The organism is Myxococcus sp. CA056 (assembly GCF_013336715.1).
Taxonomy (GTDB): Bacteria; Myxococcota; Myxococcia; order Myxococcales; family Myxococcaceae; genus Myxococcus; species Myxococcus llanfairpwllgwyngyllgogerychwyrndrobwllllantysiliogogogochensis.
Genome location: NZ_JABUMT010000024.1, coordinates 28,217 through 41,000, shown reverse-complemented (window position 1 = coordinate 41,000; position 12,784 = coordinate 28,217). Strand labels below are relative to the sequence as shown.

General features: G+C 69.8%; 14 protein-coding genes. 6 read left to right on the top strand and 8 right to left on the bottom strand.

Features of this window, described 5'->3' with window-relative positions; genetic code table 11:
* Positions 1-91 precede the first annotated feature (91 nt).
* Positions 92-529, bottom strand: a complete 438-nt coding sequence (locus tag HUA76_RS43690; RefSeq protein ID WP_174456196.1) for a helix-turn-helix domain-containing protein — start codon at positions 527-529, stop codon at positions 92-94.
* An 82-nt stretch (positions 530-611) separates the two neighbouring features.
* On the bottom strand, positions 612-983 hold the full coding sequence (locus tag HUA76_RS43685; protein ID WP_141647789.1) for a helix-turn-helix transcriptional regulator: 372 nt from the start codon (positions 981-983) through the stop codon (positions 612-614).
* A gap of 231 nt (positions 984-1,214) precedes the next feature.
* On the opposite strand from HUA76_RS43685, the gene HUA76_RS43680 reads away from it, so the two are divergent.
* Together HUA76_RS43680 and HUA76_RS46360 are read left to right on the top strand one after the other, a co-directional pair.
* Positions 1,215-2,393 carry a serine/threonine-protein kinase gene (locus HUA76_RS43680; RefSeq protein WP_174464285.1) on the top strand — a complete coding sequence of 393 codons (1,179 nt, stop codon included), beginning with the start codon at positions 1,215-1,217 and terminating at the stop codon, positions 2,391-2,393.
* A gap of 142 nt (positions 2,394-2,535) precedes the next feature.
* Positions 2,536-3,936 (top strand): serine/threonine-protein kinase, encoded by a 1,401-nt coding sequence (locus HUA76_RS46360; protein ID WP_174464284.1) that lies wholly within the window; start codon positions 2,536-2,538, stop codon positions 3,934-3,936.
* Between the two features lie 118 nt (positions 3,937-4,054).
* Here the strand turns inward: HUA76_RS46360 and HUA76_RS46180 are convergent, their stop codons facing one another.
* Positions 4,055-5,029: a zinc ribbon domain-containing protein gene (locus HUA76_RS46180; RefSeq protein WP_174464283.1), complete on the bottom strand. Its 975-nt coding sequence runs from the start codon at positions 5,027-5,029 to the stop codon at positions 4,055-4,057.
* The gene (locus HUA76_RS43665; RefSeq protein WP_174464282.1) at positions 5,026-5,979 is read right to left on the bottom strand and encodes a hypothetical protein; all 954 of its coding nucleotides are present in this window, start codon (positions 5,977-5,979) and stop codon (positions 5,026-5,028) included. Before HUA76_RS43665 ends, HUA76_RS46180 begins: the two co-directional genes overlap by 4 nt.
* Positions 5,980-6,115: 136 nt before the next feature.
* Between HUA76_RS43665 and HUA76_RS43660 the strand changes: the two genes are divergently transcribed.
* From HUA76_RS43660 to HUA76_RS43645, 4 genes are all read left to right on the top strand, one after another.
* Positions 6,116-6,406: a hypothetical protein gene (locus HUA76_RS43660; protein WP_174464281.1), complete on the top strand. Its 291-nt coding sequence runs from the start codon at positions 6,116-6,118 to the stop codon at positions 6,404-6,406.
* Between the two features lie 137 nt (positions 6,407-6,543).
* Positions 6,544-7,227, top strand: a complete 684-nt coding sequence (locus tag HUA76_RS43655) for a hypothetical protein (protein WP_141647784.1) — start codon at positions 6,544-6,546, stop codon at positions 7,225-7,227.
* A 318-nt stretch (positions 7,228-7,545) separates the two neighbouring features.
* Positions 7,546-7,719, top strand: a complete 174-nt coding sequence (locus tag HUA76_RS43650) for a hypothetical protein (RefSeq protein ID WP_174456191.1) — start codon at positions 7,546-7,548, stop codon at positions 7,717-7,719.
* 205 nt (positions 7,720-7,924) lie between these two features.
* Positions 7,925-9,391, top strand: coding sequence for a CBS domain-containing protein (locus HUA76_RS43645; RefSeq protein WP_174464280.1), 1,467 nt, complete (start codon positions 7,925-7,927; stop codon positions 9,389-9,391).
* 15 nt (positions 9,392-9,406) lie between these two features.
* On the opposite strand, the gene HUA76_RS43640 is transcribed toward HUA76_RS43645, so the two are convergent.
* From HUA76_RS43640 to HUA76_RS43625, 4 genes are all read right to left on the bottom strand, one after another.
* Positions 9,407-10,162: a hypothetical protein gene (locus HUA76_RS43640; protein WP_254614890.1), complete on the bottom strand. Its 756-nt coding sequence runs from the start codon at positions 10,160-10,162 to the stop codon at positions 9,407-9,409.
* 152 nt (positions 10,163-10,314) lie between these two features.
* The gene (locus HUA76_RS43635; RefSeq protein WP_174464279.1) at positions 10,315-10,566 is read right to left on the bottom strand and encodes a hypothetical protein; all 252 of its coding nucleotides are present in this window, start codon (positions 10,564-10,566) and stop codon (positions 10,315-10,317) included.
* Positions 10,567-10,637: 71 nt separating this feature from the next.
* Entirely contained in the window at positions 10,638-11,888 is a 1,251-nt protein-coding gene (locus HUA76_RS43630) for a kelch repeat-containing protein (RefSeq protein WP_174464278.1), read from the bottom strand.
* Positions 11,885-12,688, bottom strand: a complete 804-nt coding sequence (locus tag HUA76_RS43625) for a hypothetical protein (RefSeq protein ID WP_371745784.1) — start codon at positions 12,686-12,688, stop codon at positions 11,885-11,887. Before HUA76_RS43625 ends, HUA76_RS43630 begins: the two co-directional genes overlap by 4 nt.
* Between the last annotated feature and the right edge of the window lie 96 nt (positions 12,689-12,784).

Here is a 12,784-nt window from a genome sequence, read left to right as displayed (position 1 = left end):
TGGACGTCCGTCCAAGGCCCTGACGGATGACGGCCCGGCCAGGATTCAACACCCGGCCCCACCGCATTCCCAGCCCCGCGCCGCGGGCCGCCTAGCCGGTGGCCTTGCGGCGGCGCACCGCGCGCACGGGCTTCGCCGGCGCCACGGGCGGCATCACCGCGACGACGGCGTTGACCACGCGCGACACCGCCCGGAGCTGGGACGGCTCCAGCTCCCGCAGCTTGCGAGTCATCCGGCGCAGCTCCAGTGGGTCCTCCCGCTCGGGCTTCCGGGAGGCCACCGGCGTGAGCGAGGCACCGCCCCGTCCCACACCCAACAGCGTATCCGAGGAGACCTGGAGGACGTCACACAGCCGCTTGAGCGTTTGGGTACGGGGCAACATTCGCCCCCGCTCCAGCCGACTGTAGACCTCCATGGCCATGCCCACGCGCTCGGCCACGTCGCTCTGGGTCAGGCCCAATCGCAGGCGGGCGACGCGAGCCGCTCCTCCCAGGATGGCCGCGAGCTTGTGGTCGACGGGCTCACGCATGATGGCCGGGAGCGTCGCACGGCCGCTCCCTGGCGCAAGTTTCCCGTCCCCCCGGCGCGGGAAGCCCCTTCCCGCTCGGGACTCAGCGGCGCAGCAACCCCAGCGCGCCGTGGACGAGTTGGACCACGGCCCGGAGCTCGTCGGGCCCCAACGCGCGCAGCGCCCTCACCAGCCGACGCAGGGCGGGCGGGTCCTCGGAGCGCGTCGCCACGGAGGGGCCGGGCGCCACCGGCAGGCCCTCCGCCAATCCCAGCAGCGCGTTCGCGTCCATGCGCAATACCAGACACAACCGGCGCAGGGTGGTGACGCTGGGCAGCACCCGCCCCCGCTCCATGCGGCTGTAGACCTCCATCGCGATGCCCACCCGTTCGGCCACGTCCGCCTGGGTGAGCCCCAGCCGGGCCCGCGCCGCCCTCGCCGCCGCGCCCACGGTGATGGCCAGTTCCTGGTTCATCGTCCTCGCGCCTCTCTTCGAGTCTCCCTACCACGTCACCTGTCCCGAACCCTACCCCACACGGCAGGAGACTACCCGAAAAGGCGTCCGCCGTGCTAATGACCTCCAAGGTCCAATCCATAGGCCACACATGCACCTCCCGTTTCGAATCCGCCGTCTGGAGCTCAACCTTGAAGGTCCTTCACTCCGCGCACCTCACGCGGGTCGGTCCAGCCAGGGGAGGACGGGGCGATGAGCGACCTCGAATCGACGCACCCGTTGCTGCTGCAGCCCTTTGAAGAGCTGGGCGCCCTGCGCATCATCCGGAGGCTGGCCACCGGCGGTTATGGGGCCATCTTCCTGGCGGAAACCCAGACGCGCGGCACGGTGGCGCTGAAGTTCGCGCTGGAGGGCCCCTCCGAGAACGACGAGGCCCGGGTGGACGCGCGCACCCAGCGGGAGGCCCGGCTGCTGATGCACCTGGACCATCCCAACGTGGTGGAGCTGCTCGGCTACCTGCGGTGGCCGGACCTGCACCGCGGCTACCTCTACCTCATCATGGACTATGTGGAGGGCCCCACCCTGTCGCGGTGGGCGTCCAGTCCCCAGGCCACGCCGCGCCGGGCCACGGAGGTGTTCGCCTCGCTGGCCCTCACGCTGGACGCCATCCACCGCGCGGGCGTCGTCCACCGAGACCTCAAGGGCAGCAACATCATCGTCCGCGCCTCGGATGGTCAGCCGGTGCTGGTGGACTTCGGCTCGGGGGACCATGCGTGCGCGCCGTCGCTGACGGAGGACCGCCTGCCTCCGGGCACGCCCAGCTACCGCAGCCCGGAGGCGCTGCGCTTCTGGCTGGGGCCTCGCATCCCGGGCTCGCGCTATCGCTTCGTGCCCACCGATGACCTGTACTCCCTGGGCCTGGTCTTCCATGAGGTGCTGACGGGCGTCTTCCCCTACCGCGCCCACCTGCCGCCCTCCGCGCTGCTGGCCAGCATCGAGTCCGCCGAGCTCAAGCCTCCCTCCGTCCTCAACCCGCGCGTCCCTCCGGTGCTGGATGCCATCGTGCTGCGCCTGTTGAGCAAGTACGGCGCGGGCCGCTACCCCACGGGCGCGGAGCTGTGTGGGGCACTGAGCGCGGCGCTGGAGCAGGCGGACAGCTCCTGGGACGAGCCGCTGTTTCCTCCCCGCCCTCCCCACGAGGCCGTCACCGAGGAGGACGAGGCGCTCTTCGACGGAGACGAGGAGGCGCGGGAGTTTCGCCAGTGGATGCGCCGGGAGGACAGGCCCGGGGCGGGCTCGGACTCGGGTCCTCCAGGCACACCTCCCACGGAGCCCGCGGCCCCGACGTCCGTCCCCTGGCGGTCCTGGCTGCGCAGGCGGATGCACGTCCTGAGCGGCGCGCTGCGGCCCTGGCGCAAGCGGGACGACTGAGGCGCTCCCCCGCCTCTTTGGCATCCAACTCCAGAGGTCTATCGACTGTCAGTCAACCTCTGACATTCCACTTGGGTTGCCTTTCGTGTTACCTCAGGCATCCTGTAGCAGTCCCACCACTTCCCAGGTTCAAAGGCAGGCCATGACGACGCCCGACACGACGACGGAGGATCTTCCCGGAGGACCGCGCCGGCCCCGGGTGCTGTTCAACGTGGGCGGCACGGTGTTCGAGTTCGTCCGCAAGCTGGAGGTCCGCTCCACCGGAGAGCTGTTGATGCTGGCCCGCCGTCGCTACCGGGGCGGGCAGAGCGGGCTCGTGGTGGTGAAGCGGCTGCGCAGCCCGGCCACCTTCGTGGAGCGGCGCCGGCTGGTGGAGGAGGTGAGCCTGACGTTCCGCTTCAAGCACCCCAACATCGCGCAAGTGCACCAGATGAAGCTGTACCGGGGGGCGCCCCACGTCGTCATGGAGTACGTGGAGGGGCGCTCGCTGGACACGCTGCTGAACCTGACGGCGATGCGGCGCAGGCCGGTGTCGGCGCCGCTGGCCGCGTTCGTGGTGGCGGAGGTGGCGGACGCGCTCCACCACGCGCATGGCGCGGTGGATGACTGGAACCGGCCGCTGGGCATCGTCCATCGCGATGTGAGCCCGCGGAACATCCGCGTGGGGACCCATGGGGATGTGAAGCTGACGAACTTCACGGTGGCCGCGTCGCGGCTGGAGGGACGCGAGGAGACGAGCCGCCCGCTGGTGAAGGGCGACATCGCGTATGCGTCACCGGAGGCCCTGGTGCGGGCGCCGGTGGATGCCCGTTCGGACATCTTCTCGCTGGGGTTGGTGTTGCTGGAGCTGCTGACGGGGCGGCACCCGCTGGCGGTGGAGGACACGGCGCCCCCGCCGCTGCCCGAGGGGCTCGAGTTGGAGGCGCAGGGCCCCACGTGGATGCCGGTGGAGGAAGTGGCCGCGCGGATGCAGAGCCTGGAGCCGGAGCAGGTGGCGCGGCTCGTGGAGGATGTGCCGGAGGGACTGGCGGCGGTGGTGCTGCGCGCGCTGCGCAGGGAGCCTGCGGACCGGTTCCAGACGGCGGATGAGATGGGGGGTGTGCTGCGTGGGTGGCTGAGCATCCATGCGCCGGGGCAGGGGCGGCACGCGACGGCCGAGGAGGTGGCTCGCGTGGCGATGGAGGCGACGAGCCGGCGCAATCAGGCGGAGCTGCTCGAGGGCGGCCTGCATCCGGAGGACCTGACGGCGGAGGAGGCGTCCGTTCCACTGGAGCCCGGTGTGGCGGATTCGGTGCCGCCCTCCGGACCCGAGGAGGTCGATGCCGCTGGGGCGCTGGCGGAGGAGGCGGCGCGGGTGTTCGGCGTGCCGGGGCTTCGGGGCGTGACTCGCTCGTTCGCGGAGGAGGCGGACGGGCGGCGGGACTCACGCACGGACGACATGGCCGATGACTCTCCGCACGAGGAAGGCAGCTCGGACCTCGCCTCGCGCGATGACGACAGCTCCGACGATGCCTCGCGCGACGACGACTCTTCCGAGCAGTGAACCCTCGCGCCAGGGCACTTCCGACGCATCCTCGCGCGACGACACTTCCGAGCAGTGAGCCCTCACGCTCCACAGGCAACACGTCAGCTGGACCTCCGAGGTCCAGCCCGTTCACCCGCTAAGACAGCCCTCCCGTGAAGAACAGCACCGCCGCCATGAAGACGAGGAACGCCACTACGACACCCAGCACGCGCCATTTGGAGAGGGGCGTCTCTCCGAACACGAGCTCCGCATCCTGTCCGTGCACCAGCACCCGGTACGGATTGCCGCGATAGCGATAGGCCAGCACATACACAGGCAGCGCCCACCGCGTGGTGCGCAGACTGGAGAGCGCCACCGCCACATGGACATTCCGGAAGCGGCTCCCGGGGATGTCTCCACTCTCCTGGACATGCTCCCTCGCGAGCCGCTCCACCGCCGCCAGCACCGTCTTCCGCGCTCCCGAGCGAGTCGCCTCGAAGCGCTCGACGCTGGCCTCCTCCGGCCCGCGCCCCTCGTTCTCCGCCAGCTCGAACCGATAGCGCGGCGTCAGCGTGTCGCACTCGCTCACCTTCAGCCCTCGCGACGCCGGCACCAGGATGTTGGTGAAGTCCAGGCGCGTGCGTCCCGCATGCGGCGCCCAATCCGAGCGCCGCGCCCCCGCGTCCGAGTCCGCCGTCCAGCTCACCGCCACACCCGCCTGGAACACCCACGCCGGCCACCACAGCGGACGCATCGACTCCAGCGACGCCTCCTTCGCCAGGCCCGACGGCCGGAAGAACGCCTTGTGCCCCAGGAAGCGCCCCAGCGCCTCGCTCGCGGCCTTCGGGTCCACGGTGAAGGGCAACCACCCCTGTGCCTGGTCCACCGGGTCCACCGTCATCTCCACATGCGTCACCGCGCCGCAGTAGGCACACCGTGGCGCCCTCGCCTCCACGGAGTACTCCACCGCGGCCCCACAGCTCTCGCAGCGCACCACCCGCGCCCGCTCGCGCGTCGCCACCGCTCGCTCCGGAGGCGGCGTCGCCAGTCCACAGATGGGACAGCGCAGGTCCTCCGCCTCCAGCTCGCACGCGCACCGCTCACACGCTGCCACCCGCGCGGCCTCGCTCATCCGACGCCTCCCCCCACGTACAGCACGACACCCAACACCAGCAGGATTCCCACCAGCACCGCGGCCAGCACCTTCCACGTCGAGAGAGGCGCCTTCCCATGCACCTCCCCCGTCTGCCCGTTCACGAGCACTCGCAGGGGCTCCTCCCCTTCCGCGTAGCGCACGGGCAACACCCAGACGGGCAACAGACACACGTCCAGCGACTCCCAATCCAACCGCGTGTCGTGGCTCACATCCCGGTGCGTGTCCCCCGGCATCAGCGCCCCGAGCCTGTTCAACATCAGCTCGCCCACCTCCTGGCGCGCGCCCTCCAGACAAGCATCCCTCGTCAGCGAGGGCTCCTCCGCCACCCACCCGGACACGAGCGCCGGCGTGTAGCGGGCCAGCGCGCGAAAGTCGAAGGGCTCCAGCGCCTCCAGCTCCTCGTTGCGCAAGCCATTCGATGCCGTGACGAGCACGTCCGCCACGTAGCCCTCCAGCTCACCCTGCAAGGGCCGCCACTCGGTGCGCGTCACCGTGCGCGTGCGCGTCACCGTCTTCCCGTTCTCCGTCGTCGTGTAGCTCTCCCGCTCCTGGTAGTGCTCGCCGATGGTCGCCTGGAAGCTCGACTTCGCCAGCGCGCTGTAGAGGAACGCGGGCACGTAGAGGCCATGCACGTCCCCCGGCTCCGCGCTCCGGATGCCGTTGCGGGTGAAGCGGCTGCGCGAGCGCAACCACCGGGACACCTTCTCCCGCGCCGCCGCGTGCGTCAGCGCGAAGCCAAGCGCGAAGGCGGGCTCCGGCACCCCGGGCCGCGGCGGCCGCTCCACCACGGACGGCGCCGCGCAGTAGGGACACCGCGTGGTGCGCAGCGACGGCTCCAACACCAACAGGGCCCCACAGGACTGGCACCCCAGGTGGAGCCGAGGCTCCGTCAACGTCGCGGTCGGCTCGTCACGCCTCTCGGGCATCGGCACCCTCCTCTTCCTTCAAGGGGAGCGCGCTCCTCGCGCCTGCTCGCCTGCCCCCCGGACTCCGGCCCGGAACGATAGCCGGGTTGCGGTACGCATTCCCCGTCACGACCGTATCCAGGCGGAGGATTCCACCATGGCGCAGGACAAGCGACGACAGCCCGCTCCCCAACCCGCCGAGGACTACTACGGGCGCCCCACCGGGCCCCGCCACCAGGACGCGCCAGGGGAGGACTCGGCGCCTGACCGCGGCACTCCGGACAAGGACCGGCGCGCCCAACCCATGGACCCGACGGAGAGGACCCCGGGCGCCATCCTCGACGACATCCCGGACGGTGACGGCCCTCGCAGCGACGCCGGCACCAACCCGCTCCCCGACCTCTACTGGACCGCCTTCCCCGGCAGCCTGGAGGAAGAGAAGGACTGACGTCTGGGCCAGCCCTCACCGCGACGGCCCTACGTGCGCGGTGAGGCCCCTGTTTTCAATCACTCACGCCGTCAACGGAATGTCAGCCCCCCTCTGTACTGTGTGCTCATTCGCCAGCATCCAGGGGGAGGAACTCCATGGCGGAAGTCCGTGAGCTGCCGCGTGTGTCCGTGAACAAGCTGGGTGAGTACCTCATCGCGACCCCCGCTCGTCGCAAGCGCATCATCTACGACCAGAAGCATCCACCCGAGCAGCAGTACCTGCGCTATCCCGAGGCCTCTCACGCGATTACCGACTTCCTCTGTCGTGACCTGGACCCCGCCATCCTCCGCGACCACCAGCGCCGCTTCGCGTGCAGCGTGCCGCAGTCGGAGTTCGAGGCGCAGCGGCTTCACCTCTGTTCCGAGGCGCTGGAGCGCTTCGCGGACGTGGTGCCGTGGCTCGGTCTGGAGGACACCATCGTCAGCGCCGTGGGCGCCGAGCCGCCTGTCCTGGAGATGGCGGGCGTCACCATCAGCGTGCGCCCCGAGGTCATCCTCCAGCGCATGGACCGCCACGGCAACCCGCGCGTGGGGTTGATGAAGCTCTACTTCTCCAAGCACCACCCGCTGGATGAGCGCTCGGGGCAGTACATCGGGACGATGTTGCAGCGCTTCGCGGAGCAGCACCTGTGCCAGCTGGGTCCGTCGGACCACCGCATGGTGCAGGTGGTGGATGTGTTCGCGGGCACCATCTTCACCGCGCCTCGAGCGCACATCCGCCGGCTCACGGACGTGGTGCTCGCCTGTGAGGAGATCGCCGAGCGCTGGGCGGTCCACTGACGCCGTCGTGAAGACAGACATGCTCCGGGCCGTCTGACTTTCAGGACGCGCGCGGGCCCGAGGGGCTGGGGCGTGTGCTCGTCCGGAGCCCGGGAGGGCCGTCGAGCGATGACGCGAGGCGCCTTCCGGTGTGACAATGCGCGCGCGTCGCGCTGTGTCATGCACTGGTGAGCTGGAACATTTCAGTGTCTCCGCGTGGGCGCTGAGACACGGTGCAGCGTGAAACACGAGACACTTCCCGCGCTCCGTGGCGAGACCTAGGCTGACGTCGCCGGCCGGTTTCGGCGGCCGGCTTCACACCTCGACGGGAGATGCATCATGAAGAGCCACAAGGTGAAGACCCTGAAGGAGCTGTTCGTGAAGGACCTCGCTCGCATCCACGGAGGCGATGGAGCGGCGACGTCCACGTCCTCCACCGAGACGCAGAGCACGGCGCCCCAGGTCTCCACCACGCAGGCCTGTTGCGAGGAGAAGAACGACCCCTGCTGCTGAGAGCGGTCGCCCTTCGTGTCGCTGTACCGGCGCGTGTCCTCATCCGAGGGCACGCGTTTTTCGTTGCGGGGTGTCGGGTTCGAGGCGGGTGGATGTTCGCTCGTGGGCGCTCGCGGCGGCGGGGCTGCCAGGGAGCGAACAGTCCTCGCCCTTGGGGCACCTGGGTTGGTTGGTGGGGACCGGGGGCGTCTCCAGCCTTCGCGGCATGGCGCATCGAAGCTTGGACAACGGCAAGGGTGAGACGCTGGGGCCTTCTCGGCCTGGACTGGGGACGGAGCCGGCTCGGGCAGCCGATGCGGCGCCTCCTGGCTCGCGGGAGCGGGGCGAGTCGGATGTTTCGGGCTGGAACCCGGCGCGGGACGAGTCGCCCTCCGTGCGCGAGGGACGCTTCTACCGGGGCGCCTCGCAGCGCATGGCGCAGCCTCGGACCGATGTGGAGGACCGGGGTGGCGCGGCCTGGGCGAGTGGCGGGGTGCGGGGTGGGCCGTACGGGCGCGATGACCGCGACGACCGCTATGCCACGGGCATCGGACCACGGCCGCTGATGGGGGACCACGACCGGGAGCTGGCGCCCCAGCCCGCGGAGTACCGCGCATGGGACCGCACCGGGTACGGCGGCCAGGCGTGGGATGATGAGGACCGGGCCCGGCGTGAAGCGCGCTCCCGCGGAGAGTTGAGCGAGCGCTCGGGTAGGGAGCCGCTGGTGGAGAGCGGCGAGGACCGCGCGTGGAGGGAGGAACAGGCACGTCGGGAGCGCGGTGGCTTCGAGGACCGCTCGCGAAGGGAGCCGCGAACGCAGCGGGAGCTCAGCCCGCCCGAGGACTATTCGTCGAGGGATGTGACACCGGACCAGGATTTCCGCTTCGAGGCTCGCTCGCGCAGGAGCACTCCGTCGCGCGAGGAGACTGCCGCTCCCGAGGTTCGCTCGCGGAGGGAAGTCTCGCCGGGCGAGGAGTTCAGCTTCGATGCTCGTTCGCGCGGAAGCACTCCATCACGCGAGGAGCCTGTCGCTCCCGAGGTGCGCTCGCGGAGGGAAGTCTCGCCGGGTGAGGAGTTCAACTTCGAGGCCCGTCCACGGAGGGCTCCGTCCGATGAGCGTTCGCGTCAGGACGAGCGACAGCGTGAAGAGCGCACGCGCGCCGCCGACCACATTCGCGAGGACCGCAGCCAGGACTTCCGAGCGTCGCCTCTGGCCGAGACCGAGCGGAGGAGGTGGCAACGCGAGCCGTTGACCGCTCGCGAGGTGATGACTCGCAACGTGCGCACCGCGCGACGTGACAGCTCGCTGCGCGAGGTCGCTCGGCTGATGAAGGAAGAGGACTGTGGCGTCATCCCCATCGTCAACGAGCACGGCCGACTCGAAGGCATCGTCACCGACAGGGACATCGCCATCCAGGCCTTCTCGGGTGGACAACCCCCCGAGCAACTGCGCGCCTCGGATGTGATGACCGATGACGTCCCGGCCGCCACACCCGACGAGACGCTTCACACCCTCGTCGACATCATGGCCCGCGAACAGATTCGCCGTGTCCCCGTCGTCGAACGCGATGACCGCCTCATCGGCATCGTCACCATGGGTGACATCGCGAAACACGCCGACGCCGACGAAGCGCTTCAGCGCGCACTGGAGCGCATCTCCTCGCGTCGCTCCTTCTGGTCCCGACTGCGCTGACCTCCGCTCGCCTCGTCATGACGACATGAGGCGACGCAGGTCCTCATCCCTGAGCCACCACGCGCTCGTGACGGGAATGACGTAGAACCCCTTCTCAGCCAACGTGAGCAAGGCAGGCGGCACCCAGCCGTAGATGATGCCGCCCATCTCTCCTGTTTCCTGGTGCGCGAACCACGTGTCCCAACCGGGAACGTCGTAGTCGTCCAGGAAGCCATTCGAGGGTGCCGTCGCGGCGCCACAGATGTCGGTGCTGAAGTCGGTCGCGAACACCCATCCACCGGCAAGATCTCCGAGCGGAGGCAGCGGCATGTTCATCCGCGCCAGTGCCTCACGACGTCTCTCGGCGATGAAGCCCACGGCCTCCCTGGGGACATCCGGAGTCTTGAGCACCAGGTCCAGAAAGGTGTCTCCATCATGGCCGCAGACCGGCGGCATCAGCTCCGCCGTGCGCGTCGTGTCCCCTGCCCGAGCCGCCTCGGCACGAGGCAGGCACCACGCGATGGTCTCTGCCAGACGCAGCTTGAAGTCGGTCGGCAGCACGCCGTTCAGGTTCACCGGCACCGTCGTGTACTTCGTCCACGGAGCCCCCTCGGGGCGAGGCAGCAACCCCGTGAAGAGCTCCGACTGCCCCCGCTTGAAGTCGCTCGACATCGATCCCTTCATGTCCACCTGGCGGACAATGCTCTCTGACCACGGCGGCAACTCCTCTTCGGGCAGCGGACCCAACCACGCCCAGGCCTTGTCCAGAAGCCGCTTGAAGTCGCTCGACATCCCTCCATCTTCAGTCACGCCCGCGCCCGTGCTCAAGCCGGCGCCTGGAGGAAGTCGATAAAGGCCCTCAGCGCCATCGGGAGCTGACGCCGGCTCGGGAAGTACAGGAAGAACCCCACGGAGGGGACACCCGTCCTCCAGCACGCGCATCATCAGTCGCCACTGCTCCAGGCCTGCGCCTCAAAGACATACGCGAGCCCCACTCCCGCCAGCGCCGCGTCCACCATCAATCCCTGGTCATTCAGCGACAACGGCCCGTCCGCCTCGACGAGCACCTCCTCACCGTCCCGCTCGAACTCCCAGCGGGAGTACTGGCCGCTCGCGAACTGGAACCGGATGCAGGGCAGACCCCGCGAGTCCTGCGGCATCCTGGGCACCGCGTGGCGCGAGCTGGCCCGGTCCACGGATGGCTTTGGAGAGAGCGCGCGGGGATGAGGGTGCCCGCGCGCGGCTCGGTGGCCCCCTGGGTCCGGCCTCAGGGGACGTACTTCTCCGTTGTGAGCAGCGCCGCACCGCTGTTCGCGACGCCCCCCGTGATGAGCACCTCCCCTGACGTCAGGAGAGTGGCCTGATGGAGCGAGCGGGCCTCCAGCATGTCGGGACCATCCCTCCAGCCCACCGAGGGGCGGTAGAGCAGCACGGTGCGCAGCGAGCTGTCCTGGTCGGGGGTTCCTCCGGCAACCAACACGTCCTTCGTCAGCAGCGTCGTAGCCGTGTGCGAGCCCCGACGCTCCGTCAGCGTGCCCGCATCCCTCCAGGTCCGAGTGCCCGGGACGAACAGCTCCGCGATGTTGCTGAAGGGCGGGTTCCCCGGCTTCTCATCCGAGCCCACCACCAGCACCTCTCCAGACTCCAGCAATGTCGCGGTATGGCCGAAACGAGGCACCTCCATGGAGGACGCCACCGGCGACCAGCTCCCGGCGTCCCGCTGATAGGTTTCCGCGTCGAACCGCCCTGTACCGAGGCCCCCCACGGCCAGCACCGCCCCCCCGTGCAGCTCCACGGCCGCCGGGATGTTGCGCGTCTTCGACAGCCTACCCGAGGTGGGGACCCAGCCGCCGATCGGGTTGTAGCGCTCGGCCGTGGCCAGGCTTGTCGTCTCGCTCAAGCCGCCCCCGATGACGAGGACCTCTCCCGACGAGGACAACAGGACCGCGGCATGGTGGCTGCGCGATTCGTTCAAGTTATCGGCGTCCGTCCAAGTGCCCGCGTCGGGGTTGTACAGCAGCGTGGTGGCCACGGGTCCAGACCCGTTCTCGCCTCCTGCAATCAGAACCTCGCCATTATTCAAAAGCGTGGCCGTGTGCGCCGCCCGGGGGGCGGGCAGGGTGCCCGCGTCGGACCACTCGTCCTTCAGGGGGTCGTAGAGCTGCGTTGACGCGGTAGGGACATCCCAGTCCTTGAAGCCCCCCACCACCAGGACCCTGCCGTCGAGCAGACGGGTGGCCGTGTGCCTGAAGCGCGGCTCAGCCATCGCCGCTGTCGGCTGCCAGCTCGGCCCCGCGTCACCGGCATCGCCCGCGTCACCGGCATCACCCGCGTCACCGGCATCACCCGCGTCACCGGCATCACCCGCGTCACCGGCATCACTCGCGTCGTCGTCGCAGATCCCCGGGTTCTCCCGGCACCACTTGTTCGTCGCGCCATCCACGTCGATGCACGACGCGATGCCAAGCAACCCCGCCGCCACCAGCACCGCCATCGTGATGCGCATCAGCGACCTCACGGCCACCTCCCGGTAACGAAGGCGGACGTGCCATCCGTCCCCACCGTCAGCGCCAGCGGGCCCGGCTCCGGTGCCCCCAGCAGGTACATCCCCGTCGCCACGCCCAGGCCCACCGCCCCACCCACCCACAGCCCCACGCCCACCGACTGCAGCGACCGCGTCCGCGAAGCCACCGCGCGCGCATCCTTCTCCGTACGGATGTCCTCGGACGGCTCATCCAGCTTCCCCTGCTCCTTCGACGCCAGGAACCACATCACCCCGCCCCCCACCGCCAACACCCCACCCACGACGGCAGGCATCCACGCCCGCTCTCGCAGCGAGGAGCCCTCCGTGGCCACCTCCGCCACCGGTGCGGGAGACCCCACGGGAGCGCGCACCACCGGCTGCGGGGACGCAGGGACGTCCATCTTCAACGCGTCCGGGCGCTCACCGCGCGACGCCAGCTCCTTCAACACCTTCTGCCGCACCGCCTCGAAGCGCTTGCGCAGCTTCGGCGACACCGTCAGCGGCAGCTTCGCGTCTGGATTCAGGAAGAGGGCCGCCTGAAAGGCCGCGTCCGACTCCTCCTGCCGCCCCTGACTCAGCTCCGCCAACGTGACTCCCTCATAGAGAGACACCGCCACGTCGTCCTCGGGGCCCTTCGACACCTTCTTCGCGCGAGCGATCTGCTCCAGCGCCCGCTCATACGCCAGGTCCTCGATGAGCCGGTTGATGGACAGCAGGTAGCGCCGCACGTCGGGGGAGATCTCCGCCCTCGCACGCAATGGCAGCACCAGAAGCCCGAGCCACAAGCCCCACACCCAGGCCCCACTTCGCCAGGACAGCCTCGGACAAAACCGGTTGGTCGGCATGGATTCCATTTCCCCGGGAGATCCATGCTCGATTTGTCCATGGGG

Coding starts and splice junctions, on each gene's coding strand:
- HUA76_RS43690 (WP_174456196.1), bottom strand. CDS start 529: ATGCGTGAGCCCGTCGACCACAAGCTCGCGGCCATCCTGGGAGGAGCG.
- HUA76_RS43685 (WP_141647789.1), bottom strand. CDS start 983: ATGAACCAGGAACTGGCCATCACCGTGGGCGCGGCGGCGAGGGCGGCG.
- HUA76_RS43680 (WP_174464285.1), top strand. CDS start 1,215: ATGAGCGACCTCGAATCGACGCACCCGTTGCTGCTGCAGCCCTTTGAA.
- HUA76_RS46360 (WP_174464284.1), top strand. CDS start 2,536: ATGACGACGCCCGACACGACGACGGAGGATCTTCCCGGAGGACCGCGC.
- HUA76_RS46180 (WP_174464283.1), bottom strand. CDS start 5,029: ATGAGCGAGGCCGCGCGGGTGGCAGCGTGTGAGCGGTGCGCGTGCGAG.
- HUA76_RS43665 (WP_174464282.1), bottom strand. CDS start 5,979: ATGCCCGAGAGGCGTGACGAGCCGACCGCGACGTTGACGGAGCCTCGG.
- HUA76_RS43660 (WP_174464281.1), top strand. CDS start 6,116: ATGGCGCAGGACAAGCGACGACAGCCCGCTCCCCAACCCGCCGAGGAC.
- HUA76_RS43655 (WP_141647784.1), top strand. CDS start 6,544: ATGGCGGAAGTCCGTGAGCTGCCGCGTGTGTCCGTGAACAAGCTGGGT.
- HUA76_RS43650 (WP_174456191.1), top strand. CDS start 7,546: ATGAAGAGCCACAAGGTGAAGACCCTGAAGGAGCTGTTCGTGAAGGAC.
- HUA76_RS43645 (WP_174464280.1), top strand. CDS start 7,925: ATGGCGCATCGAAGCTTGGACAACGGCAAGGGTGAGACGCTGGGGCCT.
- HUA76_RS43640 (WP_254614890.1), bottom strand. CDS start 10,162: ATGTCGAGCGACTTCAAGCGGCTTCTGGACAAGGCCTGGGCGTGGTTG.